This is a genomic window from Colwellia maritima (assembly GCF_022669015.1).
GTDB classification, from domain to species: domain Bacteria; phylum Pseudomonadota; class Gammaproteobacteria; order Enterobacterales; family Alteromonadaceae; genus Colwellia; species Colwellia maritima.
The window spans coordinates 480,462-504,048 of the sequence record NZ_JAKKSL010000001.1; the positions used below are offsets into that span (position 1 = coordinate 480,462).

Sequence of the window (23,587 nt, forward strand, 5' to 3'; positions counted from 1 at the left end):
ACATCTCGTTAAATAGAAATGGTAACCAACAACTCTCATTTGGTTACCGTTTAATTCTTATCCCCCTTATAAAAAACAATTGCAATTTCATGCTGATATGAGATAAATGTACAATTAGACGTGATTAAGATTTAAATGGAATTATATTGTGAAAGATAAAGAAAAAATAGCGCTTTTCATAGACGCAGATAACGCACCAAGATCCAAAATAGATATTATTCTTTCCGAACTTGCTCGTTATGGCGTCGTTAACATTCGCAGAGCCTATGGTAATTGGAAAAGTCCAACCATAAAACCTTGGGAGGATGTGCTTCATGACTTTGCTATCCAACCTATCCAACAATTCGATTTAACCAAAGGTAAAAATGCTACCGATATTGCTTTGGTAATTGATGCTATGGACACACTCTACACTAAAGATGTCGATACCATATGCCTTGTTTCCTCTGATTGTGACTTTACTCCCCTCGTAACACGCGCTCTTGCGGATGGAAAATTTGTCATTGGTTTTGGTGAACGAAAAGCACCATCAGCTTTTGTTAATTCCTGTTCTAAATTTCTCTACTTGGATGAAATTGAAGCAGAAGAAAAAGTAGTTAATAAAAAAGGGCTAAGTATTAAGTGTGATACAAAGTTAATGAATATGTTGCGCCAGGCAGTTGAATCAGCGGAAGAAGATGATGGTCGGGCGGCACTTAGAGCTGTAGGTACTCATATAGCTAATCACGCTTCATTTGATCCTAGGAACTATGGCTTTAAAAAATTGAGCGACCTGTTTTCCGCTATTGATTTGTTTGAGTTGAAGCAAAGTAATTCAAAAACTACTTGGGTAAGAGATAAGAAAAAAGCAAAACAAAAGGATGCGTCTAAATAATGGTTTACGGAATAGATGTAAAATTAATTGCAGCAATCATTGCTTTATTAGGCGTATTTTTAGCATCTGTATTAAGCTATTTGGGGCATATTTTTATAAGGTTCGTGCTGAAGCAAAGAAAAGCACTAAAAAGTCACTCTATTACCTTTTAGAAATTAGATATTTTATCCTTACCTCACTATTTGATCCTGAAAAAGCAACAGAATCATACATAGAACATTATTGTAATCATCTTAGTATTAAGGGAATAAAACTTACCAGGCAGGACTTTGAATCAAATTTCATTGATTTAATTCGAGGTCACTTTGAAAATTTAATTTCTACATTAAAAACAAAGGCTGAAACTGACCTTGTTCAACCTTATGAGGAGTCACTATTAGAACTTGCTACGATAAATCCTGTTTTATCTTATAGCTTAAAAGGTCGAGAGCAGTTAGGGAAACTATTATTGCAAGCCAATAGTTATAGTGAATCACTTCCTGAAAATATCGACTTTCCAGAAGGTATGGAGTGGATGAAGAATGTAGTTATTGATTTTTCATCCAAAATGTCAGAACAAGCGATAGATGAGTCACTCTCTCAATTAGAAGGTGATATTATTGCACTAGCAAAAACATGTGGAAGAAAAACTTATAAAAATACAAAGGAATTGTTTAAAAAAAGATTAATGTTTAATGATAAAGATAGCTTCTCCGAACTAGATATTTATATGGATCAAGTCATTGAAAAAATGACTGAAGCATATAAATTGAACATGCCTAAAGAAGAAGCACCTGAGGTTACATAACTATGCCATTACAATCATATCAAGAGGTTTTAGATTACCTCGACAAGAATAAAAGACAGAAACATCTATTGTTGGGTAATGGTTTTAGTATGTCTTATGACCCTGAAATCTTTTCATATAATGCTTTAAATAAGTTTATTGATAAGTTGAATAATCCATTAATTACTAAACTATTTAATATCATTAACACCAAGAACTTTGAGTTGGTGATGCAATCACTCGACAATTTTTGTGAGTTAGCCAATGCTTTCAGTTCAGACCAAGAGTTTATCGACAAAATTGAAGAGGCCAGTGACAGCTTAAAGCACAGCCTCATCGATGCGGTTAAAGCTTTACACCCTGAACATGTTTTTAAAATACCCGATGACAAAAGCCAAAAATGTGCATCATTGTTAAAAGTATATCTCAAAGACGGAGGTAATATTTTTACAACAAACTACGACATATTGCTTTATTGGGTACTTATGCGAAATAAAGTACCAAACGCAATTGATGGCTTTGGTCGTGAGGTTGATCAGCTTTCATATAATGTAGACGAAATGGAATGGTCAGAATTGATTTGGGGACCAAATAAGCCAAAGCAGAATGTTCATTATGTTCATGGGGCTTTACCACTATTTGATCTTGGTTACCGTGTAATAAAAGAAGAATATAATGGAAATTTTATTCTTGAAAATATAAATAAACGTGTTGCCAAAAAAGAGTATCCAATTTTTGTAACTGCGGGTAATGCTGAAGAGAAACTCACCCATATTCTACACAACCAATATTTAACCCATTGTTACGATAAACTCTCAAATATTACGGGATCGCTAGTCACCTTTGGCTTTAACTTTGGTGAGTATGACGATCATATTATTGAGGCGGTAAATAATGCTTGTTCTTACAATAGTGACCGTAAAGGCAAGTTATTCAGCATATACATTGGCGTTTACTCAGCAAACGATGAAAAGCATATAAATAAAATCAAGAGTAAGTTTAAGTGTAAAGTGAACTTGTTCGATGCTAAGACGGTTCAATTTTGGTAAGTCAAAAATAAATAACATGGAAATGACTAATAATGATCCCTAATTACCAACAATTTATGCGCCCTTTTCTTGAGATAGCTCAGGCCGCCAATGGCAATGAAGTTAAACTTCGTGATGTCATCAATGAACTTGCCGTTAAATTTAATCTTTCCGAAGAAGAAAAAGCAGAAACACTCCCTAGTGGTAATCAGAGCGTATTGGATAACCGTGTTGGTTGGGCTCGCACATATCTTAGTAAAGTCGGTCTATTAGAAGTTACTCGACGAGCACATTTTGTCATCACTGAACGCGGAATAAATGCGCTTCAAGATATTGGTGTAGTTATTGATAATAAATATTTAAAGCAGTTTGACGAATTCATCGCGTTTAAAGAACAGAAAAACGATACCATAGAGACAATCTCAGACTTAGAGGTTACCGATGAAGTTACGCCTGATGAAGCACTTCGTGCAGCATACAAGAAAATTAATGATACCTTAACGGAAGATATTCTAAATCGTACACGTAAGGTAACCCCTGATTTTTTTGAAGATCTACTTATCAAATTACTCCTCGCTATGGGATACGGTGGTACGGGTGAAGGTGCTGCACATGCTCTTGGAAAAAGCGGCGACAATGGGATTGATGGTGTTATAGATCAAGACCCGTTAGGTGTAGATCAGATATACATACAAGCTAAACGGTATGCTCAAGGTAATAACATTGGTTCAGGTGATATCAGAGATTTTTTTGGCGCTTTAAATCTGAAAAAAGCACAGAAGGGAATATTTATTACTACGTCTGACTTCACCCCATCAGCAAGCCAAACAGCTAAAGATTTAGGTATGCGCATTGTACTTATCAACGGAGCCGAATTAGCTAAACTCATGTTGCGATATAACATCGGCAGCAGAGACGAACAGGTATTGCACTTAAAGAAAATAGACGAAGAATTTTTTGAAAGTTAAATTTGAAACCTAATTAAAGAATAATAAAACAAAGCTTGGATCAAAATTATGGATATTGACGGATTAAAACCAGAAACACAGGCACGTTTATCAATTGATGAGCAACTTAAGCTCGCAGGTTGGAAGGTACAAACATGGCCGAAGGTAAATCTAGGTGAAGATTTAGGTGTGGTTGTGCGCGAATATCCAACAGATACAGGTCCAACTGATTATCTGCTATTTGTTAACCGCCAAGCTGTCGGTGTTATTGAAGCGAAGAAAGATGAAACTATTCTTTCCCAAGTTGAAGAGCAAACACTTCGTTACGCCACCAGTAAAATTAAATTCCGTAAAGATGAAGCACCGTTATCTTTTCTTTTTGAAGCCACTAGCCAAGTTATCCACTTCACAGATTTAAGAGATCCTGCACCAAGAGCGAGAGAAATTTTTCATTTTTTCAAGCCAGAAACATTACAAGATTGGATGAAGCAAGAAAACTCATTACGACATAGCTTGAAAAACAACATGCCTGAATTGCCAAAGGCGAACTTACGGGAATGCCAAATCAATGCAATCACAGGACTTGAGCAATCTTTGTCTGAGAATAGGCCTCGTTCGCTTATTCATATGGCAACAGGCGCAGGTAAAACTTTTACGGCAATAAATGCCGTTTATCGTTTACTTAATCATGGTAATGCAAAGCGTATTTTATTTTTAGTTGATACGCGCAACTTAGGTAAACAAGCACAACAAGAATTCCATGGATTTAAACCTCAAGGGAAACAAACATTTTTTCATGAGAATCACATTGTTCAACGCCTTAGTAGTAGCACAATCGACAGTGCTGCGGAGGTCTGCATTTGTACTATCCAACGCATGTATTCTATTTTAAGCGGCAAGCCAATCGATGAAAGTGCTGAAGACTTATCGCTACATGAAATTAAGCAAAACCAAAGAACAAGCTAAATTAGTAAAGTACAATCCTGCGGTACCCATTGAGACATTCGATTTTATCATCGCAGATGAATGCCATCGTTCAATTTACAACTTATGGAAGCAAGTACTAGATTACTTTGATGCTTTCACCATTGGCTTAACCGCAACGCCAGATAAACGTACTTTTGGTTTTTTTGATGAAAACATCGTTGCTGAATATAGTTATGAAAATTCAGTTCTTGATGGCGTAAACGTAGGTTACGACGTATATGAAATTGAAACCGAAATTGGTAATAAAGGCGCAGAGCTTAAAGCGACAGAATGGCTTGATCACCGAGACAAACTCACCCGTAAAAAACGCCGGGCACAGGCAGAAGAAGACAAAGCCTATACCAGTAAAGAGCTTGACCGTTCAGTTGTAAACAAAAGCCAAATTCGTCAAGTCGTCCGAGCGATGAAAAAAGCGGTTGAAACAGAAATATTCCCTAATCGTAAAGAAGTGCCAAAAACCTTAATTTTTGCTAAAACTGATAGCCACGCCGACGACATTATTCAAATGGTGCGTGAAGAATACGGCCAAGGGAATGAATTCTGTAAAAAAGTAACCTACAACGCAAAAGATCCTGACGGAATACTTAACGATTTTCGTAATGACTTTAATCCCCGCATGACAGTAACAGTCGATATGATCGCTACCGGCACAGACGTTAAACCGCTAGAAATACTCTTGTTTATGCGTGATGTCCGCAGTAAAGGTTATTACGAACAAATGAAAGGTCGTGGTGTGCGTAGCTTAAGTTATGAAGATCTTCATAATGTAAGTAAAAGTGCCACCGACAAAGACCGTTTTATATTAATAGATGCGGTTGGTGTTGAAAAGTCATTAAAAACAGAAAGCCGCCCATTAGAACGCAATCCCAACCTTTCGATGAAAGACTTATTGCAAGGGGTGGCAATGGGTCACAGAGATGACGACACTATTCAAAGTTTGGCAAATCGTCTAACTCGACTGAGTAAGCAGTTAGACAAGCGCGGCTTAGACAAAGTAGAAGAGCTAGCAGGTAAGCCACTACCACAATTGGCACGAGAGTTACTTACCGCAATAGACCCTGATGCCATTAATAAGCAAGCACTGATGAATGCTAAACAAGCTGAAATCACTCGCAGTGAAGAAACCTTAACTGAAAACGAACGCCAAACAGCTAAAGAACAGTTAATTGATCAAGCTTGCGAAACATTCGATAACCCTGAAACACGAGAAATGATTGAATCAGCACGTCGTGAACGTGAACAGCTTATCGATCATATTAATCTCGATACAGTGTCCTACTCAGGTTATAGCAGCCAAGCGGCCGACAATGCAGAAAAAGTAATTCAAAGCTTCAAAGAATTTATCGAGCAACACAAAGACGATATTCAAGCATTAAGCTTTTTTTACCAACAGCCTTATCAACGAAGAGGGTTAACCTTTGCTATGTTAGAAGAGCTACACCAAGCATTAAGTAAACCACCACTACTGTTAACTACAGAAAAATTATGGAATGCATATGAACGAGTTAATCAGGTCAAAGACGAAAATAAAAAGAAGAAAAATAACAGTCAACGGCAACTAACCGATATAATCTCGCTTATCAAGTTTGCGGTAGGTTTAGACTCAGAATTAAAGCCTTTTGCCGAGCAAGTAGACGCGAAATTTAAAAAGTGGATTTTCCGCCATAACGCCCGCCGTTCAACTGCCTTTACCGAACAACAAACCCAGTGGTTACGTTTGATAAAAGATCATATTACCGCCAGTTGTACCATTGAACATGGTGATTTTGATTACAGCCCCTTCTCAGATCATGGTGGATTGCAAAAGGTGTGGGGATTATTTACCAACGAAAACAAAAATGAATTGGATAGCCTAATGGCTGAAATGAATCAGGAATTAATAGCCTAAACATGAAAAAAATATATGAAGTACATTCAAAAGAGAATGAAAGCAATATCCCTGAATCTTGGCTTATGGTTAAAACTGATGAAATTTGTGAAGTTACAGATTATGTGGCTAATGGCAGCTTTGCTTCCTTGAAAGAAAATGTCACTTACCTTAATGAACCAGATTATGCGGTGTTGGTTAGGTTACGAGATTATACAAAGAAATGGGAAGGGGCTTTTAAATATGTGACTAAAGAAGCCTATGAGTTTTTGTCTAAGAGTGCTGTAAATCCTGGTGATATTGTAATTGCAAATGTTGGAGATCCTGGGAAATCATTTGTGGTTCCTAATTTAAACCAACCTATGACTTTAGGGCCAAACTCTATATTATTGAAATCTACCTCAAAAAAACTTAATGACTTTTTAAGGTACTTTTTTCAATCAAAATGGTTTGAAGAATTAGTAACTGAAATAACAACAGGAACTGCTCAAAAAAATTTAATAAAACTGGATTTAGAGCACTTTACTTCCCGTTTCCCCCTCTGAATGAACAAAACCGAATAATCGACAAACTAGATGAGATTTTTTCTGATTTAGATCCGGTGTTAATGAACTCAAAGCCGCGAAAATAAAACTTACTCAATATCGTCAATCGTTATTAAAGAGTGCTATCGAAGGTTCACTCACACAAAAATGGCGAGAAACTAACAGAGGTAGTATTAAAGAAAATGGTGAGCAGCTATTAGAACGTATTCTTATTGATCGCCGTGAACAATGGCAACAAAAAAAGCTCGAAGAATTTAAAGCCAAAGATAAAACGCCTCCGAAAAACTGGCAAGAAAAATACCCTGAGCCAGTAAATCCAAATACTAAAGATTTTCCGCAATTACCTGAAGGCGGGTCTGGGCGACAATAGACCAGTTAGCGGTTAATAAGCGTTATGGCTCATCATCAAAAACCAATGATGATAGTTCGGGTATACCTGTATTACGTATGGGTAATATTCAAGGTGGGAAGTTAGATTATGGCAACTTAAAGTTTTTGCCTGTTGACCATAAAGAATTCCCTGATTTATTACTAAATGACGGAGACTTATTGTTTAATCGTACGAACAGTGCTGAGTCGGGTGGGGAAAACAGCTATTTACCGTGATATCGGAAAACCTGTTTCATATGCATCGTATCTTATCTCTGTGACATTTACAGAACATTTTCTACCCGAAATAGCAGCACACTATATTAATTCAGTTTTGGGTAAAAAATGGCTAGCTGAAGTGATGAATCAGACCGCGGGGCAAGCAAACGTTAATGGCACTAAGTTAGGTGATTTGGCAATTCCTTTACCTTCTATTGCTGAACAAAAAGCGTTAATAGAAGAAATTACCAATGAATTTGACACTATAGATAGGCAAGTTGAAGCAACTGCACTTGGTTTAAAACAATCTGATGCTCAACGTAAGAATATCCTTAAATCAGCCTTTTCAGGTCAACTTGTGCCACAAGATCCGAATGATGAGCCAAGATCAGTATTATTAGAAAAAATTAAAAAAGAACGTGAAGAGTTGGCTAAGCAAGTTAAGCCAAAGAAATCTCGCCAACCTAAAAAAAGTTAATGTAATGGATACTTTATTAGAAGTTTTAACATCTGAAGACAAGTGGTTTGATGCGCAAGAAGCCTTTAAGAAATGCGGTATTATTGATGGTACCTCAACGGATCGTATCGAAGAAATTTACACAGAACTACGTAAGTTAGAAAAAGAAGGCAAAATTAAAATTGAACGTAACGGTGGTTATGATCAATTAATATTTATCAAGCAAGAAGTTAAGGAAGACTAATGCGATTAGCCTCATTTACCATAGGTTCAGAGCGTGAAGGTGATCGCCAACGGTTTAAAAACCTGAAAAACGTCACTATCGATTTTGAAGAAGAAGAATGGGTTACTTTGGTTATAGGTTGGAATGGAACGGGTAAATCGAATGTACTTGAGGCATTGGCAGTACTTTTTCGTGATTTAATCATGGGTAAAAATGACAAGAACGACAAAGACAAACCTTCTTTTGCTTATACTCTTCGCTACTTTTGCCATGAAAAAGAAATAGAAATCAATGCAGATCCTGACCTTTCAAAAAATGCATATAAAGTCAGTTATAAAGACTTAGGTGAAATAAAGACGGAACAAACAGCGCAAGCAGATTTATTAAGTGTGTTAACGGGTAAAGCTGAATTAGCTGACATGAAGTTTACGGATTTCAAAAAACGACAAGATGAGTTTTTACCTAAATATGTGTTTGGTTATTACTCTGGCCATAGTGACAGAATGCAGTCGGTATTTCGCCCGTACCTTCAGCAATATGATAAAAAGTTACGTAATGCGAAGTCGGAAGATCCTGGCTTAAGGCGTCTGTTCTATGCTTTACCTGTTCATAGCCAATTTGTACTGTTAGCGTTTGTATTAAAACAAGATGATCTAGTCAGACATTTTTTGGATACCCAACTAGGCCTAGAAACCGATGAAAATGCTGAAAGCATTGATTCGGTATTATTAGAATTAAATGAGCCTTCATGGAATTTAAATAAAAGTAAAACACCAAAAGGCTCCCATGATGCATGTCAGAGCACACCAGATATATTCTGGGGTGCGGAGGGTGTTGTTCGCGATTTTTTAGATCGCGTACATAGAGTTTCCACCGCACCAATAAAGATAAAAAGAAAAGATGAAGCGACACTTTGGAATAAAAAAGAACGTGAATATCTTTATATGTTCATTAAAGATATTGATGGATTAACTGAGTTAGTTGGTGATCAAGAACCGAGGGACTTTTTTCGAGACCTTGAAAGTACTTATGTCTCAGAGTTAATAAGCGAAGTTCGTATTCGTATTAAGCTTAAAAAAAATGATGGTACAGTAACTTTCCGAGAATTAAGTGAAGGCGAGCAGCAACTATTAACGGTATTAGGCTTACTTCGGTTCACCGCCGAAGAAGAAAGTTTATTTTTACTAGATGAACCTGACACCCATTTAAACCCTAAGTGGAGTGTTGATTATATTGATTACCTTAATAAATTTGTTACTTCTGGTTCAAAAGGTGAAAACAATAGTCATATAGTACTAACCACACATAATCCAATTGCTATTGCTGAATTAACTCGTGATCAAGTTCAAATATTAAGTCGTGATGATGAAACGCGAACAATTGAGTCACATAAACCACATCACGATCCTCAAGGAATGGGGTATGCAGGAATTATTACTAGTGACATGTTTGGTCTAGGGTCTTCATTAGATAAGCGTACTCAAAAAAGGCTTGAAACATATAGAGCATTAGCAAGTATTGATCATAAGACAAAGTTTGAAGAGTTACGCTTTCAAGTTATTTCTGAGTGGTTGGATAATGATAGATTCAGTATGTCGCAACGCGATGATGACTATGAGCGTTATATAAAGATTCGTAACTCTCTCCTATATGAAAAGTCTGATGCGGAAAGCTTTCAAGAACTAGTCGATTTTGCGCTAAGCCTATCACAAGAAGAACGTGATGTTGTGGCTAAGCAAGCTATTACAAAACTACTAGACGAGAATGAACAATGAGGTTTGTTGATAACACCTATGTAGATTTACCTGTCGGTTGGGAAGATAGAGCTGAGGCTGCTACAGAAGCATTATTAGATGGGACTATTGTTGCTGATGATCGCAGTGTTATTTGGAAAGCTTTGAGAGAAAGTTTAGAAGAACTCTCCAATGGAAGATGTTGGTATTGTGAAACAAACATTCCTAGAACGGACAACGCAGTAGATCATTATCGACCTAAAGGAAAAGTACAGGGAGTTGCACTAGCTGAAGAGGGTAAGTCGTTAATCAGATATAATATTGCGCCTGAGCACTCAGGTTATAAATGGGCAGCATTTAACCCAGAAAATTTTCGATTTTCATGTCAACATTGCAACGAATATAGAAAAGATTTACAAGGAAGTCCGGCGGAAAATGGAATTATTTCCCTTTGGTTAATGAACCTCTTCGAGCTTATAATAAGCTTGACGAAAATAATGAAGTTCCAGTACTACTCGACCCATGCAAACGGTTAGAATGGCGATTACTATCCTATGATAAATCGGGCATACCGTTTTCAAGATTTGAAAACGGTTCTCCTGAAGATATTAAAATTAAATTTTCTATACGGCTGTATCATCTTGACCAAAAAAGATTAAATGAAGGGCGACTTGCACAATGGAAGCTGTTTAAACCTCAGGTCGAAGAAACGAAAAACTGGTACTTAAAAAAACTCCGACAAGACCAAGGTGCCGATGCATATTTTGAAAAAGAACTTCGGAAAATTGGGAGTGGTTTCACCCAAAAAATAAAAATACTTACTTGGGTTTTCTAGTTTATCAACTTGAACAAGACAAAGAAAAAGATAGGTTACATCCATGGATTGGTGAGTTAATTAGAACAGTCGGCTAACAATAAAAGCTTAGAGTTAGTAAATATAAACAAAAGAGATTGATAAATGAATGCTCCAAAGATTAGTACAAAAAGTTTGGAATTACTGTAATACATTACGTGATGATGGTGTGGGTTATGGTGATTACTTAGAGCAGCTTACTTACCTGTTATTTTTAAAAATGGCGCATGAGTATGCTTTGCCACCTTATTCTCGCGACACTAAAGTGCCAGTTGAATTTAATTGGGAAACTTTACAAGGTTTAACAGGTGAAAAATTAGAAGAACAATACCGTAAAGTTTTAAAAAGTCTAGCCAACGAAAGCGGCATGATTGGAGCAATTTTCTATAAATCGGAAAATAAAATACCTGATCCTGCTAAATTAGCGCGTATTGTTAAAATGATTAACGATGAAAATTGGATTAGTTTAGATTCAGACGCGAAAGGTGATTTATACGAGGGTTTACTGCAAAAGAATGCGGAAGATACCAAAAGTGGTCTTGGTCAGTACTTTACGCCTCGTGCATTGATCGATGCAATGCTTGCTTGTGTTCGTCCTGAACCGAAAAAAACTATTTTAGACCCTGCCTGTGGGACAGGGGGCTTCTTCTTAACGGCAAGTGATTGGATCACTTATGGAGATGAACAATGGATTGAAAAGGGCATGAGCCATTGGAATCCATCTAAACACGATCCGAGCATTGTCGCCAAATCAAAGCTTAATAAAGGCCAAGTTCAAGCTTTACGTGACGAAACTTTCCGTGGTAACGAAATAGTCCCATCGACTCGCCGTATGTGTTTAATGAACCTGTTCTTGCACAATATAGGTAGTATTGATGGCGAACCAGAAGTAGAGAGAGCAGATGCATTGCTCACTAAAATCGAAGGAGAGGACAAGGTAGATTACGTGCTCGCGAACCCGCCATTCGGAAAAAAAGCAGCATGACAATTACCAACGCTGAAGGTGGTGAGGACAAAGATGCGTTGACGTATGAACGTCAAGATTTCTGGGCAACTACCACCAACAAACAACTTAATTTCCTGCAACACATTGTTTCTAGTTTAAAAGACACAGGTAAAGCGGCGGTAGTATTACCCGATAATGTATTATTTGAAGGTGGTGCGGGCGAGCGCATACGTCGTAAGTGGTTAAACAACTGTGATGTTCATACCATTTTACGCTTACCAACTGGTATATTTTACGCCAATGGTGTTAAAGCAAATGTTGTGTTTTTCGACAATGCGGCTCGTGATGAAAAAGTACATACAAAAGGTATTTGGTTCTACGATTTAAGAACTAATAAGCACTTTACGTTAAAACAACGCCCAATGATGTTGAGCGACCTTAAAGATTTCATTCAATGTTATAACCCGGATAATCGTCATAAACGTGAAGAATCTGAACGTTTTAAATATTACAGTTATGACGAATTAATTAATCGTGATAAAGCTAGCCTTGATGTATTTTGGCTTAAAGATGATAGTTTAGATAACCTTGATAACTTGCCACCACCAGATATTTTACAGCAAGAGATTATCGACCATTTAGAAGCAGCATTAGCAGCATTTAAAGACGTAGCGAGTGGCTTGCCAGATAGTACAGTGGAATAATTAGTTAGCCGCAATAATATGCGGCTTTTTTATGGATGAATTTATGAAACTAATAGCAAGTGGTGTGAACAAACAATTTTTATCGTCTTATTTACCAAAGATAGGAGACGAAGTAGATGGAGTATTAGCCGCCATAGCCTATGGTAATGATACCGATACACTGTTAAAAAACTGTATTGATAACAAATATCGGCTAGATATTTGGATGCGTTATGATCATACGGTTCCTGTACAACCTCGCCTACTTTCTCAGTTGTTAAAAAATATTAAAAACAACATATTTTGCCGGCTGATCCCTGATGTACTGCATTCGAAGATAATTTGGTGGAAAGGTTACGGTGCGTATATTGGCTCAGCCAATTTGACCAACAGAGCTTGGTGGACAAATATTGAAACGGGGATGTTTTTTACAGAAGAAGATATTATCTCCAATAACTTAACATCTCAGCTCGAATCCTTTTTTGATGAACTTAATGACTTAGATGAATCTATCCCTTTATCCCAAGATATTATTGACGAACAAATAGAAATTTTAGCGTTGAGAAAAAAATCTGGTGCTGATGAAATAGATGATAAAGCAAAGAAAATCAGAAAGGTCCCTGTGTTCAATGGTGTTAGTGATTACACTAAAGGCTCTGTAGTTGATAAGAAAAAGGAACGCTTTAGACAAGAGTGGCAATCGACTATTGCTAAAATTGATAATATCGCATCCCAAATTAACGATTTCCGCCCTAAATGGATTTCAGCTGATATACCTGTTTATTGGCAAGTTGATCAATTTCTACATGCTTATTAACCTCAGCTCGGGATAAGAATAAATTAAATTGAACTAAGTGCCCGTTCCACGATCCGATCTTTCGAACAAGAAAAAACAGAAAGATAATAAGGAACGGGCATGAACAAACTAGTTGAAATATTCTGTGATGTCGATGATTTTTGTCGCGTATTTATTCCACAATGGGAAAAACAATTAATTGCTGATGGTAATATAAAGCGAAATCGCCCCTGTCGTATGACGATGAGCGAGGTGATCACTATCCTTATTGCTTTTCATACATCAAATCATCGCGACTTTAAAAATTATTATAAAGGTTATATCGCTAAATTTTATCGTTCTCACTTCCCTAGTTTATTGAGCTACACTCGATTTTTAGAGGTAATGCCTAAAGCTATCGTTCCTCTTTCTAGCTATTTTTCCATACTCAAGGGTGAATCTACAGGCATTGAATTCATTGACTCTACGAGCATAAAAGTATGCCATAACCTACGAATACCTAGACACAAAACATTTGACGGTATAGCCGAGCGAGGCAAAGGAACAATGGGTTGGTTTTATGGGTTCAAACTGCATTTAGTCACCAACTTTAGGGGGGAAATAGTTGATGCTAAATTAACGACTGGCAATGTGCATGACACCAAGCCTGTGTTTGCGTTAGCTAAAAACCTCAAAGGAAAGTTATATGCTGACAAAGGTTACATCAGCAAAAAATTAACCGCCGATTTAAAGGAAACTGGTGTTGACTTGATAACAACTGTTCGCAGTAATATGAAAGCAAAAGCGATGTCGTTATGGGATAGAGCCATGCTATCTAGACGGTTTATTATCGAGACGATAAATGATCAATTAAAGAATATTTCTCAAATAGAGCATTCTCGTCATCGCAGTCCTAATGGTTTTATGTTGAATTTACTTGCGGGGTTAGTGGCTTATTGCCTTAAAGAAAATAAGCCAACCCTTAATATTAATGACGTAGAGAAGAATGCTATGGTTAGGGCTTAACCCGATCTGAGGTTTATTATTACAACGAAGTTAGGCAGAAAAATAATACCTATCCATATGAGGAATTTTATTCAAATCACGAAAGAGATCCTAATTCAGCGTTAATGAATGCCTTAGTTTGGTGGCAAGGTAGTTCTGAGGCTCCTTCTAATGAAGATGACACGTTCAACTATAGTGCACCAAAACTTAGGGAGCTTCTTACTAAAGGCAAGCTGTTATCGTTATCTGTAGATGATATTGAAGAAATGTGCAGATGTACTCATGCAACTAAAGACCATTTGATAAAAATGACTACTGCAACATTAGGTAGACCAGATATAAAAACACTATCTCGTGAAGAAAGATTGCCATTATTTGCTAGCCGGCTAATGGCTCAACGTAACAAGAAAGGTCAAGACATCCGTCAAATTTTGTTTGATATTCTTTATACAGGAAAACCAGAAAATATTTGGGAACGAATATATTCAGCAAGCATGACAGATGAACTTTGGATTCCTCATTATGGAATTAACTCAATTGCTGAAGTTGTAGGTTGGGCACAACCAGAAACTACGCCACCTAGGAACGGTAGAACGAATAAATCGTTAAGAGCACTAGGGTATCCTATAAGAATCAGTTTCTAAAAAGAGACAAACTTAACTATATTCATTTGATTGTTTCAAGTTTGAATATACTCCTTCAGATGCTTATCTGTCCTTGATTAATTTCAAAATCAAGGACATTGTCCCTGACTTCATTCCGGCAAGCCACATTTAGACATTCATCCCTGCAACCCAACCACTACTCCAAGCCCACTGAAAATTATATCCTCCGAGCCGGACCTGTAACATCTGTAGCTTCACCAATAAAGAATAAACCAGGCACTGTTTTAACTTCCATTGTTTTAGATGATAAGTGATTAGTATTAAGTCCCCCAATAGTAACTTCGGCCGTCCGATACCCCTCAGTTCCCGAGGGTTTTAGGCTCCATGAATGGATGTTTTTGGATAATAACTGAATTTGTTTATGGCTAAGTTGTTTGATAGGAACATTAGGGATTTCATATATATCTATTAACTTTTCTACGAATCTTTTAGCAAAATGGTTCGACAGCAAATTCTTAGTAGATACATTAGGTTGTTCAGATAATGCTTGGTTAATAATGTCTGTTATATTTTCACTCGGGAGTAAATCTATTTCGACAATATCGCCAGGATTCCAGTAAGAGGAAATTTGTAATATGGCAGGCCCTGATAAGCCTCTATGTGTGATTAACATATCTTCGGCAAAAGAGGTGTTGTTCGTTGTTACGGTGACATTGGTTGATATACCAGAAACTTCTGCCAAAACTTCTTTTAATGCAGGCTCCAAAGTAAAAGGAACTAAACCGGCTCTGGTTGGAAGTACTTCAAGATTAAACTGCTCTGCTATTTTATATGCAAATGGAGTTGCACCAAGTTTAGGCATAGATAAACCACCAGTTGCAATCACTACACTCTCACATTGGTAATCAGACTTATTTGTTTTTATTAAGAATAGACCAGACTCTAACTTCTCAATATTAAGTATTTCGGTTTCATAGCTAAAGTTAACGGAGTTTTTTTCGCATTCAGCAACGAGCATAGCAACAACGTCTTTAGCCGAGTCATCACAAAATAATTGCCCTAAAGTTTTCTCATGGTATGCAATCTTGTATTTTTCCATTAATGAAATAAAGTCCCACTGAGTATATTGGCTAAGTGCAGACTTACAAAAGTGAGGGTTTTCACATAAGTACTTTTCTGGCTCAATGTAGTAGTTTGTGAAGTTACATCGTCCCCCACCAGATATTAATATTTTTTTACCTGGCCTTTTAGCATGATCGAGAATAACCGTTTTCCTTCCTCTTTCGCCAGACTTCGAGGCAGCCATCAGGCCTGCAGCCCCTGCTCCAACAACAACAACATCGTATTTCAACACTTTCATATTCTCAATATTTACCTTTAATATAATTATATCATTGATAAGGATGATTCTTAATCTAATACCGTTAAATTGACAACTTTTGGAATGTGTTCGGAATACAGCAGAAGTCACATTAGGAGGGGTTGATACCAATGAACTGTCTTCTAAATCGTTTGAAGCTAAAAAATCTTCAGGGCTGTATTTTATTGGTGAAGTGATTGATGTAACAGGATGGCTCGGAGGCTATAATTTTCAATTTGCATGGAGCAGTGGTGTAGCATGCGGCCAGGATGTTTAGCTAACAATATCAAAAGTAGTAGGGTCAGAATGCCCCATTACTTTTGATGTATGCAATGTTCAATAAGGCTATGATTTTATAGGCTCTTTATTAATAATAAGTTCATATTTAACAAAGTTTTATCTTATGAATATTAAGTCCACACGGTACTATGAAATTAGTGAACCTGTAGTTACTTGTAAGACACTTTAGCTTTGTTTTTTAATCTATCTTTATAAATAGGGTACAAGTTATAGGTAGGATAAAATTCAGTCGAAAATGCTTTCCATGCGCTTCTCTCTATTGCAAGGTTAACTTCATTAAGTGGTGTGCAGGCACTTCTAAAGTAACCACTTGCCCAATACCCATCATTACATACCGACTTACAATAGAAACACCTTTAGGTGGAAATGCTTCAAAGAAGCCTTGTTCGGCTAAAACGTCCTGAATTTCGTCTAAGCTCTTACCTTGGTCGTGCTTTAAAAAAACAGTTAAAAGAATTGAATTTTTCGGCTGAGAATCAAATTCTGCTTCAGCTAGAGAAGTAAAACTGGTTAAAACAAGTACAAAACACATAAATAATTTAGTCATAAACGTTCCTTTTAATGATGGTTGTTTAACGGGCTGTAAAGTAACCCGCTATAAATTTTAAACTACCAAAAACACCTTATGTATTACAGGTAATTAATAACTATAATGTTTTTATTAGTGCAAACATTTGATTGATCATTGGTTGAGCAAATTTCTCTACACCAGGGCGGTTAAAATAACCGCGTAAACCGGTAAATTGCACTTGAAAAAAACGCGCGTATTCAAGCCCAGTAATCGTGTCCTTTAACTCTTTATTGTTTATTGCTTGCTCAAACAATTGTGTTAAATAGCGTTCAAATTGAGCCGCTAGAATTAAAGTTAACTCGTATAAGTTTGAGTCTTTTTTTGCAAATTCACTGTTTGCCTTAACCAACATACAAATAGCACTTGGAGTACTGTCTTTTGATTGAATTATCACATTTTCTACAAACGCATGTAATCCCTCGAGTATCGAATCGGCGCTTGATAAAAAACCCTCTATTTGGGTTTTCATTTGTACGGTGTAATCCTTCAGTGATTCACTGTATAACCCTTCTTTAGAGCCGAATGCAGAATAAATACTACCCGGACGCATATTAACGGCTTCTTGTAAGTCACGCGTTGAAGTAGCATAAAAACCTTTTTGCCAAAATAGCGGCTAGCAACACGAATTACATTCTCGCGTTCAAATTTAACCTTATTAGCCATACTTTCACCAATCAAATTGAACAATCGCTCAATTTTAACTTGAGCAGTCGCTCAAAATCAAATACTATGTGCGTAAATTTACTTAAACCAAATTATTTATTGGAGCTAAACATGACAGAATTTACTTTATACACAGCAGAAAATGCACCAGAAGAAGCAAAATCATTAATGGTTGATTCAGTCGCAGCATTTGGTATGTTACCTAACTTACATGCAGTAATGGCTGAGGCACCAACACTACTTAAAGGTTACCAAGTACTGCATGATTTATTTCAAAAAACATCGTTCAATGCAGAAGAGCTAACAGTAGTTTGGCAATCAATTAATGTTGAGCATAACTGTCACTACTGTGTACCAAGACATAGTGCAATTGCTGCCGCAATGAAAGTTGACCAAGGTATCGTTGATTCACTTGTAAATAACACACTACTTGCAAACCCTAAGCTAGAAGCACTACGTGAAACCACATTAGCAATGACACGAGAGCGCGGCGTAATTAGTAATGAGCAACTTGAGAAATTTTTTGCAGCAGGTTATGGCAAGCAACAACTACTTGAAATTATTCTAGGTTTATCTCAGAAAGTAATGAGTAACTATACTAACCATCTTGCTGATACTCCCGTAGATGAACCATTTAAAAAATTCGCAAAATAAATACAATTTTTACAAATAATGGAAGGCAACTTAGGTTGCCTTTTGTATTTTATTTCTTGATGTTAATAGAATTTATCAACCATTTTAGCCTGTTAGAATAAAATCAGTCGATAAAGAGCATCGTAATGCCTTATCAATCGAAAGTGATAGAGGTAGTCTTAGGAAACTCGTTAATTTAAAATCAATTCAAGGCTCTAAACTGAAAGATTGCGGTATTAGTAATTATTTCTAATAAAATAAGCATGGCATTCAGTCTAGTTATAACTAATGAGCCTACAAAAAACTTTTCCCATGGTTTACGAAACATAAGAAATAAGTTTGCTCACAGCCTGCTTTATCCATCGTTTTTTCTGGCAAAAGGACACTAAATGATTATCGGTTAACCTGTGGCAGGAACTATTCGAATATGATAAAAAATATCATAGTGTTAAAACCGTGAATGTTTTTGATTGTTAAAAGAAAATAATCCAGTTAGAGTATTTTGATTCAAAATTAGATAAAAACGAGTAACTCTGCAGGCTCGTCATATTTATGTTGGTAGTAAAGCTGCTTGGCATGATATTTCTGATAACTTACCTCAACAACAAGGATATGAGTGATGTACGTTATAACAACTAAGATATATGTCGCGTTTATTCTTGTTAATTTTAAATAATTTTTACGGAGTGTTTTATGAAATATATTTTGTGCCTATTAATACTTATCAGCTCTATTAGTTTTGCTGAAGTATACAAATGGATAGACGAAGATGGAAATATAAAATTTTCTCAATTTCCTCCTGAAAATAAACAAATCAAATCTGAAGAGCTAGCGGTAACCCCTCAACACTCTTCTTCGGTAAAAATATCTGAAGAGCAGTTAATTGGAAATTGGCGTTGTATTAGTAGTGATGGCAATACATTTGACATTGAAATCAATGAAGATCGTACAATGTCAATGATTTTAATGGGAAAAATGAAAGGAGAAATGCATGGTAGCGGAAGTTACAAGGAGTAAAAATGGACAATACTTTATCTGGTTATTTAGAAAAAAACAGACAACGAAAATATATAAAGAGTGTTAGCGGTTTTGAAATATTTACTTTTGTTTCAAGTGAAAGTCTCAAATCATTGGACCGCACAGGAAATATAACAACATATCAAAGAATTTGATTCAAAATTAGATAAAAACGAGTAACTCTGCAGGCTCGTATTATTTCATCGTTTGAAAAGGAAGTTACTTATGGAGGTTTTTGGAATAACAGTAGTTGCCTTCAGCTTAATGGGATTTTTTTAGGTATCATGGAAGGTCCATATGCATCTTGCACAATTAAACATAGCTAAAGCGAAATACTCTTTAGTGTCTCTTGAAATGAAAGAGATCGTTGATAATTTGGAGCCAGTGAATAAACTGGCGGAGTCAAGTTTGGGTGTCATATTAATGCCGGCATCAGGTTTTTGGCTTATTTACCCTACTGTAGTGGCTATCGTTTTAAGAAACCGAAAAGCTAATGTTCAACTTTAAATTATCAGCAATTAAACATAGAAAAATAACTTATTGATTGAAAGAAAACCGTCTTATAGACGGTTTTTACTTTAAGTAATTTATTAGTAAACTAATAAACCTCAGCTCGGCTTAATAAATCTTTCTATAATGGCTATTTTTACTAACTTCTTCGTTAAATTCACTTGCAATAGACTAGCTATTGACGCGTAAATTTGCCTTGAATTAAGCAAAACTATCTCATTATAGTGATAAGAGGGAAATTAAACACTAGTTTTCAATGAGTTAAAAACTTCTTAACCCGAGTTGAGGTTAATAAGCTACACCAATACGGGTACTATGATGCGTTGATTGCTCAGCTTCATCTAATAAGGCTACTGCATAATCTTGCACAGATATTTTACTATCTCCATTCGCGTCAGTAAGTAAATTATCTCCGCCAGTTCTATAGCTTCCTGTGCGTTCACCAGGAAATATTTCTGCAGCAGGACTCACAAATAACCAATCCAAAGTACTGTTAGTATTTTTAAATACGGTTAATGCTTGCCCTTGAGCAATGGCTTCATCTTTATAATCATTTGGGAAGTCAGGTAACGATACAAGTTGAACATTTGGTGCAACTTCTAAGCTTCCGCCACCTACCCAAATTAAGCGTTTGGCATTAAAAGAGGGTAAGTCATTTAATAATCGCTGCGCAACTTGAGCTACTATTCCATGATTGCCTTTAGCTCTTCCACCTATGGATGCGATAACAACATCAACCCCATCTAACGCCTCTTTTAACCCATTGCCATTTTCTAAATCAACTGAATGAGTAGTAACGCCGGCTTGAGTAATTTTATTTGCCTCGCGGCTAATTGCAACAACATGATGTTTTCTCATTAATGCTTCCGCCATAATAGTTGAACCAATCCAACCTGTTGCACCAATAATTGCTATTTTCATAATATTCTCCAATGTGTTTAAAATTTGCTTAACCTAAACTCAGGTTATTTATCTTGGAATGGATTATGAACTCGTTATTTGTTGAAATAAATATCGATTTATGCAAATAATTGTTTCATTAAATGTAACAGTTGGTGTGTATGGATAAGTTTGAAGCGCTAAAGAGCTTTGTTGAAGTCGCCAATACAGGTAGCTTTACCGACGCTGCAATACAGCTAAATTTAAGTCGAGTTAAGGTTACTCGTCATGTTAAAGAAGTCGAAGATTGGTTAAATATTCGGTTATTACATCGTACAACTCGAAAAGTTAGCTTAACTGCACCAGGCTTAGATGTTTTACAGCATTGTGAAAGGATATTAAATGAAACAGCTAGTTTAGAAAGTTTGGCGCGTAGTCATAATGAAGAGCTGATTGGTGAAATTCGAATTGCGAGCCCAATAGGCTTAGGACAAAATTTACTTTATGATATGGTGGAAGAGTTCACGGCAGCAAACCCGAAAGTTGTCATTCAACTAATCATGTCGGACAAAAATGCATTATTAGTGGAAGAGCGCATAGATCTTGCTTTACGATACACGGAGCAACCAGACGAGAGCTTTATTGCTCGTCGATTAATGCGTATCTCAAGTGCATTGTGCTGCTCCCAAAGATATCTGGAAACACATAACAAACTTACCGCACCTCAACAGCTTGTTGATCATAATTGCTTAATTCATATACCTCATCGCTATTGGAATTTTATTGAAGGGCAGCAGTTATATTCCATCACTGTCAAAGGAAGTATTCAAGCGAATGATATTGGAGTATTAGTTAAAGCTGCGGTTAATGGTGCAGGTATTGCCTATTTGCCATGTGATTTAGCAAATCACTATTTAAAAAGTGGTGAGTTAGTACAACTGATGCCTGATACCCCGTTGCCTGTTATGTCACTTTGGGCAGTATACTTGTCTCGTAGTTATCAGCGACCAGTGGTGAGAGCATTTATCGACTTTTTGGCAAATAAATGGCAAAAAGATATCGATGTTTTTAATTAAGATAGTAAAAATTAATAAAATTGGTGGCTCTAACCGTAGGTGATGGTGATACAGTTAGCCATCACCTACAGGATTGATAGCTTAGACCCTCTGCGATAGCGGAGTATAAATACAGCGTTGTTATAAGGAAGTTTGCGAATGACTGAAGGTTTTATGAAAGTTGCTACAGGTAGAAGTAAGTACTCCACTTATTATCTCCGGTGTTTATGTGTGTAGCACCTGCAGCTATGTTCACTAATAATGCATTCCTAGATAGTATTGCTTGGGTTATGTTAATAATTTTAGGTGTTTTTATTTTTATCACTGGAATAGTTACAAGAAAAGAAGCCATTGACAGTCACAATTGGCCCAAAGTAGAAGCAAAATTATTAAGGGCTTCGCTGAAGTCTACCTCAAGTGGATCGGGTGGGAGAAGTTATACCCCTGATATTAAATGTAAATTTATTGTTGGTGGCTCTGAATTCAAAGGAACTGAATATGACCTCAGTGCCGGCTATGGTTCCAAAGCTAAAGCTGAAGATAAAATTAATTTAGTAAAACAGATGAACCCCTTATTTATACATTATAAGCCGTCTGCTCCTGAAATAAATGTAATCAACCCAGGTATACATTTTACACATTACATTCGAATTATTATTGGCATTGTTACAGTGATTTTTCCTTTATTAATTTGGAGTGGCATTATAGAGTTAAGATAAATATAATCAAAAATCAATAAGTTAAAATAATTGGTTTGTGATTATAAAATCACAGGACATTATCGATATGGGCCATTGAAGTATAAGTCAATAAAGCAAGACTAAAACAGTTAGTTATACTCGAGCTTTGTATATTTTTGCTAATAAATTCCATCACTTAGTGGTATTGTATGTTAGGGAGAACACATGAAAATAATCAATTTAATTATCGGGGCTGTTTTTATTTGGCTTGGCGGAGAGAGAATTACTTTTGAAAAAACAGATGATGTAGGTCGGGTTCTTCTCGTTGTTGGTATTGTTACTATATTATCAGCATTTTCCTCTTCGAATGGCAGTGGTTCTGGTTGGGGCGGTGATAGTGGCTCCGGTTGGGGGGATTCTGGTGGAGGCGATTGCGGTGGTGGTGACTAACTTGACCTGCAAAGGTATTCAAGTTGAAAAATTAGTTGGTTGTGTTCGTTTTATATTTTAGTTAATTATCATTTAAGTCCTTATTGGGACAACATATACAAGGGAGTTTGGAGTTTATGCGTATTTTTAAAGTAATTCTATGTGCAACGAGTTTTGTATTTTCATTTGCTCATGCAGAAACATTGGAATTTACAAAATCAGGTTTTTCAATTGATAGTTTGGATTCTAGCCCTACAACAGGTGTGATTCAGCCACTTCAAATGTTTCTCCCAAACAAATAATGGTTTTGCTGCAAATGTAAATATTCAAATTCAGGCTTATTCTGGCACTATCACGCAATATAAAGAATTATCTGAGGGTCAATTTAAGCAAATGGGCTTATCTATTATTTCGTTAGAAGAAAAGGACAATTCAATAACCTTTGAATACAAGGGAACAATGCAAGGGTTCGATCTTCATTGGTATGCTAAAGCAGTTAAAAAAGACAATCATGTATATCTAGTTACTGCTACAGGCGCTGAAAATGACTGGGACGTGGATAAAGAAATACTAATACCTAATGTAAATAGTTTCAAATTGAAGTAAAC

27 protein-coding genes and 3 pseudogenes are annotated in these 23,587 nt (G+C 36.4%); 26 read left to right on the top strand and 4 right to left on the bottom strand.

Annotation, left to right across the window (positions count from 1 at the left end; genetic code table 11):
* Window positions 1-148 precede the first annotated feature (148 nt).
* The 17 genes from L3081_RS02340 to L3081_RS02415 all read left to right on the top strand — a co-directional run bounded on the left by L3081_RS02340 (window position 149) and on the right by L3081_RS02415 (window position 14,921).
* Window positions 149-874: an NYN domain-containing protein gene (locus L3081_RS02340; protein ID WP_242283175.1), complete on the top strand. Its 726-nt coding sequence runs from the start codon at window positions 149-151 to the stop codon at window positions 872-874.
* Window positions 861-1,661: a hypothetical protein gene (locus tag L3081_RS02345; RefSeq protein WP_242283177.1), complete on the top strand. Its 801-nt coding sequence runs from the start codon at window positions 861-863 to the stop codon at window positions 1,659-1,661. Before L3081_RS02340 ends, L3081_RS02345 begins: the two co-directional genes overlap by 14 nt.
* A gap of 2 nt (window positions 1,662-1,663) precedes the next feature.
* Entirely contained in the window at window positions 1,664-2,689 is a 1,026-nt protein-coding gene (locus L3081_RS02350) for a DUF4917 family protein (protein ID WP_242283180.1), read from the top strand.
* 32 nt (window positions 2,690-2,721) lie between these two features.
* On the top strand, window positions 2,722-3,636 hold the full coding sequence (locus L3081_RS02355) for a restriction endonuclease (RefSeq protein WP_242283183.1): 915 nt from the start codon (window positions 2,722-2,724) through the stop codon (window positions 3,634-3,636).
* A 48-nt stretch (window positions 3,637-3,684) separates the two neighbouring features.
* Window positions 3,685-4,581: a DEAD/DEAH box helicase family protein gene (locus tag L3081_RS26195; RefSeq protein ID WP_274620282.1), complete on the top strand. Its 897-nt coding sequence runs from the start codon at window positions 3,685-3,687 to the stop codon at window positions 4,579-4,581.
* Window positions 4,550-6,490, top strand: a complete 1,941-nt coding sequence (locus L3081_RS26200; protein WP_274620283.1) for a type I restriction-modification enzyme R subunit C-terminal domain-containing protein — start codon at window positions 4,550-4,552, stop codon at window positions 6,488-6,490. The genes L3081_RS26195 and L3081_RS26200 overlap by 32 nt, the downstream gene beginning before the upstream one ends.
* A gap of 2 nt (window positions 6,491-6,492) precedes the next feature.
* Window positions 6,493-7,014, top strand: a complete 522-nt coding sequence (locus tag L3081_RS02370) for a restriction endonuclease subunit S domain-containing protein (protein WP_242283186.1) — start codon at window positions 6,493-6,495, stop codon at window positions 7,012-7,014.
* Between the two features lie 447 nt (window positions 7,015-7,461).
* Window positions 7,462-7,620 (top strand): restriction endonuclease subunit S domain-containing protein, encoded by a 159-nt coding sequence (locus tag L3081_RS02375; RefSeq protein WP_242283188.1) that lies wholly within the window; start codon window positions 7,462-7,464, stop codon window positions 7,618-7,620.
* Window positions 7,595-8,080 (top strand): restriction endonuclease subunit S domain-containing protein, encoded by a 486-nt coding sequence (locus L3081_RS02380; RefSeq protein ID WP_242283190.1) that lies wholly within the window; start codon window positions 7,595-7,597, stop codon window positions 8,078-8,080. The genes L3081_RS02375 and L3081_RS02380 overlap by 26 nt, the downstream gene beginning before the upstream one ends.
* 4 nt (window positions 8,081-8,084) lie before the next feature.
* On the top strand, window positions 8,085-8,303 hold the full coding sequence (locus L3081_RS02385; protein WP_242283193.1) for a hypothetical protein: 219 nt from the start codon (window positions 8,085-8,087) through the stop codon (window positions 8,301-8,303).
* On the top strand, window positions 8,303-10,057 hold the full coding sequence (locus L3081_RS02390) for an AAA family ATPase (protein ID WP_242283196.1): 1,755 nt from the start codon (window positions 8,303-8,305) through the stop codon (window positions 10,055-10,057). The genes L3081_RS02385 and L3081_RS02390 overlap by 1 nt, the downstream gene beginning before the upstream one ends.
* Entirely contained in the window at window positions 10,054-10,551 is a 498-nt protein-coding gene (locus L3081_RS02395) for an HNH endonuclease (protein WP_242283198.1), read from the top strand. The genes L3081_RS02390 and L3081_RS02395 overlap by 4 nt, the downstream gene beginning before the upstream one ends.
* Before the next feature lie 426 nt (window positions 10,552-10,977).
* Window positions 10,978-11,853: a type I restriction-modification system subunit M gene (locus tag L3081_RS26205; protein ID WP_274620284.1), complete on the top strand. Its 876-nt coding sequence runs from the start codon at window positions 10,978-10,980 to the stop codon at window positions 11,851-11,853.
* Window positions 11,850-12,518 carry an HsdM family class I SAM-dependent methyltransferase gene (locus L3081_RS26210; protein ID WP_274620285.1) on the top strand — a complete coding sequence of 223 codons (669 nt, stop codon included), beginning with the start codon at window positions 11,850-11,852 and terminating at the stop codon, window positions 12,516-12,518. The genes L3081_RS26205 and L3081_RS26210 overlap by 4 nt, the downstream gene beginning before the upstream one ends.
* 43 nt (window positions 12,519-12,561) lie before the next feature.
* Window positions 12,562-13,314 (top strand): phospholipase D-like domain-containing protein, encoded by a 753-nt coding sequence (locus L3081_RS02405; protein ID WP_242283199.1) that lies wholly within the window; start codon window positions 12,562-12,564, stop codon window positions 13,312-13,314.
* A 99-nt stretch (window positions 13,315-13,413) separates the two neighbouring features.
* Window positions 13,414-14,298 carry an IS982 family transposase gene (locus L3081_RS02410; protein ID WP_242282747.1) on the top strand — a complete coding sequence of 295 codons (885 nt, stop codon included), beginning with the start codon at window positions 13,414-13,416 and terminating at the stop codon, window positions 14,296-14,298.
* A gap of 104 nt (window positions 14,299-14,402) precedes the next feature.
* A complete protein-coding gene (locus L3081_RS02415; RefSeq protein ID WP_242283201.1) occupies window positions 14,403-14,921 on the top strand; it encodes a hypothetical protein in 519 nt (172 codons plus the stop codon).
* Between the two features lie 129 nt (window positions 14,922-15,050).
* Here the strand turns inward: L3081_RS02415 and L3081_RS02420 are convergent.
* A pseudogene (locus L3081_RS02420) lies at window positions 15,051-16,236 on the bottom strand (BaiN/RdsA family NAD(P)/FAD-dependent oxidoreductase).
* 103 nt (window positions 16,237-16,339) lie between these two features.
* Here L3081_RS02420 and L3081_RS02425 point away from each other — a divergent pair.
* Window positions 16,340-16,519, top strand: a pseudogene (locus L3081_RS02425) (NAD(P)/FAD-dependent oxidoreductase); the annotation flags it as partial.
* A gap of 279 nt (window positions 16,520-16,798) precedes the next feature.
* On the opposite strand, the gene L3081_RS02430 reads toward L3081_RS02425, so the two are convergent.
* Entirely contained in the window at window positions 16,799-17,089 is a 291-nt protein-coding gene (locus tag L3081_RS02430) for a hypothetical protein (protein ID WP_242283202.1), read from the bottom strand.
* Window positions 17,090-17,189: 100 nt separating this feature from the next.
* Window positions 17,190-17,776, bottom strand: a pseudogene (locus L3081_RS02435) (TetR/AcrR family transcriptional regulator).
* 111 nt (window positions 17,777-17,887) lie between these two features.
* Here L3081_RS02435 and L3081_RS02440 point away from each other — a divergent pair.
* The 3 genes from L3081_RS02440 (at window position 17,888) to L3081_RS02450 (ending at window position 19,933) form a co-directional block, all read left to right on the top strand.
* Entirely contained in the window at window positions 17,888-18,430 is a 543-nt protein-coding gene (locus L3081_RS02440; protein ID WP_242283203.1) for a carboxymuconolactone decarboxylase family protein, read from the top strand.
* A gap of 684 nt (window positions 18,431-19,114) precedes the next feature.
* Window positions 19,115-19,426, top strand: a complete 312-nt coding sequence (locus L3081_RS02445; RefSeq protein WP_242283205.1) for a DUF4124 domain-containing protein — start codon at window positions 19,115-19,117, stop codon at window positions 19,424-19,426.
* 297 nt (window positions 19,427-19,723) lie between these two features.
* The gene (locus L3081_RS02450) at window positions 19,724-19,933 is read left to right on the top strand and encodes a DUF6463 family protein (protein ID WP_242283207.1); all 210 of its coding nucleotides are present in this window, start codon (window positions 19,724-19,726) and stop codon (window positions 19,931-19,933) included.
* A 291-nt stretch (window positions 19,934-20,224) separates the two neighbouring features.
* On the opposite strand, the gene L3081_RS02455 is transcribed toward L3081_RS02450, so the two are convergent.
* Window positions 20,225-20,857, bottom strand: a complete 633-nt coding sequence (locus L3081_RS02455; protein ID WP_242283208.1) for an NAD(P)-dependent oxidoreductase — start codon at window positions 20,855-20,857, stop codon at window positions 20,225-20,227.
* Window positions 20,858-20,997: 140 nt separating this feature from the next.
* Here L3081_RS02455 and L3081_RS02460 point away from each other — a divergent pair, with 140 nt between their 5' ends.
* The 5 genes from L3081_RS02460 to L3081_RS02480 all read left to right on the top strand — a co-directional run bounded on the left by L3081_RS02460 (window position 20,998) and on the right by L3081_RS02480 (window position 23,585).
* Window positions 20,998-21,891 carry a LysR family transcriptional regulator gene (locus L3081_RS02460; RefSeq protein WP_242283210.1) on the top strand — a complete coding sequence of 298 codons (894 nt, stop codon included), beginning with the start codon at window positions 20,998-21,000 and terminating at the stop codon, window positions 21,889-21,891.
* Between the two features lie 206 nt (window positions 21,892-22,097).
* The gene (locus L3081_RS02465; RefSeq protein WP_242283213.1) at window positions 22,098-22,589 is read left to right on the top strand and encodes a DUF3592 domain-containing protein; all 492 of its coding nucleotides are present in this window, start codon (window positions 22,098-22,100) and stop codon (window positions 22,587-22,589) included.
* Window positions 22,590-22,775: 186 nt separating this feature from the next.
* Window positions 22,776-23,000, top strand: coding sequence for a hypothetical protein (locus L3081_RS02470; protein ID WP_242283215.1), 225 nt, complete (start codon window positions 22,776-22,778; stop codon window positions 22,998-23,000).
* Between the two features lie 116 nt (window positions 23,001-23,116).
* Window positions 23,117-23,281, top strand: a complete 165-nt coding sequence (locus L3081_RS02475) for a hypothetical protein (RefSeq protein WP_242283216.1) — start codon at window positions 23,117-23,119, stop codon at window positions 23,279-23,281.
* Between the two features lie 91 nt (window positions 23,282-23,372).
* The gene (locus L3081_RS02480; protein WP_242283218.1) at window positions 23,373-23,585 is read left to right on the top strand and encodes a hypothetical protein; all 213 of its coding nucleotides are present in this window, start codon (window positions 23,373-23,375) and stop codon (window positions 23,583-23,585) included.
* The last annotated feature ends 2 nt before the right edge of the window (window positions 23,586-23,587 follow it).

What these genes read in the sequence shown, in the direction of transcription:
- L3081_RS02345 (WP_242283177.1), top strand. Translation starts at nt 861, where the DNA reads ATGCGTCTAAATAATGGTTTACGGAATAGATGTAAAATTAATTGCAGC.
- L3081_RS02350 (WP_242283180.1), top strand. Translation starts at nt 1,664, where the DNA reads ATGCCATTACAATCATATCAAGAGGTTTTAGATTACCTCGACAAGAAT.
- L3081_RS02355 (WP_242283183.1), top strand. Translation starts at nt 2,722, where the DNA reads ATGATCCCTAATTACCAACAATTTATGCGCCCTTTTCTTGAGATAGCT.
- L3081_RS26195 (WP_274620282.1), top strand. Translation starts at nt 3,685, where the DNA reads ATGGATATTGACGGATTAAAACCAGAAACACAGGCACGTTTATCAATT.
- L3081_RS26200 (WP_274620283.1), top strand. Translation starts at nt 4,550, where the DNA reads ATGAAATTAAGCAAAACCAAAGAACAAGCTAAATTAGTAAAGTACAAT.
- L3081_RS02370 (WP_242283186.1), top strand. Translation starts at nt 6,493, where the DNA reads ATGAAAAAAATATATGAAGTACATTCAAAAGAGAATGAAAGCAATATC.
- L3081_RS02375 (WP_242283188.1), top strand. Translation starts at nt 7,462, where the DNA reads ATGGGTAATATTCAAGGTGGGAAGTTAGATTATGGCAACTTAAAGTTT.
- L3081_RS02385 (WP_242283193.1), top strand. Translation starts at nt 8,085, where the DNA reads ATGGATACTTTATTAGAAGTTTTAACATCTGAAGACAAGTGGTTTGAT.
- L3081_RS02390 (WP_242283196.1), top strand. Translation starts at nt 8,303, where the DNA reads ATGCGATTAGCCTCATTTACCATAGGTTCAGAGCGTGAAGGTGATCGC.
- L3081_RS02395 (WP_242283198.1), top strand. Translation starts at nt 10,054, where the DNA reads ATGAGGTTTGTTGATAACACCTATGTAGATTTACCTGTCGGTTGGGAA.
- L3081_RS26205 (WP_274620284.1), top strand. Translation starts at nt 10,978, where the DNA reads ATGCTCCAAAGATTAGTACAAAAAGTTTGGAATTACTGTAATACATTA.
- L3081_RS26210 (WP_274620285.1), top strand. Translation starts at nt 11,850, where the DNA reads ATGACAATTACCAACGCTGAAGGTGGTGAGGACAAAGATGCGTTGACG.
- L3081_RS02405 (WP_242283199.1), top strand. Translation starts at nt 12,562, where the DNA reads ATGAAACTAATAGCAAGTGGTGTGAACAAACAATTTTTATCGTCTTAT.
- L3081_RS02410 (WP_242282747.1), top strand. Translation starts at nt 13,414, where the DNA reads ATGAACAAACTAGTTGAAATATTCTGTGATGTCGATGATTTTTGTCGC.
- L3081_RS02415 (WP_242283201.1), top strand. Translation starts at nt 14,403, where the DNA reads ATGAATGCCTTAGTTTGGTGGCAAGGTAGTTCTGAGGCTCCTTCTAAT.
- L3081_RS02430 (WP_242283202.1), bottom strand. Translation starts at nt 17,089, where the DNA reads ATGACTAAATTATTTATGTGTTTTGTACTTGTTTTAACCAGTTTTACT.
- L3081_RS02440 (WP_242283203.1), top strand. Translation starts at nt 17,888, where the DNA reads ATGACAGAATTTACTTTATACACAGCAGAAAATGCACCAGAAGAAGCA.
- L3081_RS02450 (WP_242283207.1), top strand. Translation starts at nt 19,724, where the DNA reads ATGCATCTTGCACAATTAAACATAGCTAAAGCGAAATACTCTTTAGTG.
- L3081_RS02455 (WP_242283208.1), bottom strand. Translation starts at nt 20,857, where the DNA reads ATGAAAATAGCAATTATTGGTGCAACAGGTTGGATTGGTTCAACTATT.
- L3081_RS02460 (WP_242283210.1), top strand. Translation starts at nt 20,998, where the DNA reads ATGGATAAGTTTGAAGCGCTAAAGAGCTTTGTTGAAGTCGCCAATACA.
- L3081_RS02465 (WP_242283213.1), top strand. Translation starts at nt 22,098, where the DNA reads ATGTGTGTAGCACCTGCAGCTATGTTCACTAATAATGCATTCCTAGAT.
- L3081_RS02470 (WP_242283215.1), top strand. Translation starts at nt 22,776, where the DNA reads ATGAAAATAATCAATTTAATTATCGGGGCTGTTTTTATTTGGCTTGGC.
- L3081_RS02475 (WP_242283216.1), top strand. Translation starts at nt 23,117, where the DNA reads ATGCGTATTTTTAAAGTAATTCTATGTGCAACGAGTTTTGTATTTTCA.
- L3081_RS02480 (WP_242283218.1), top strand. Translation starts at nt 23,373, where the DNA reads ATGGGCTTATCTATTATTTCGTTAGAAGAAAAGGACAATTCAATAACC.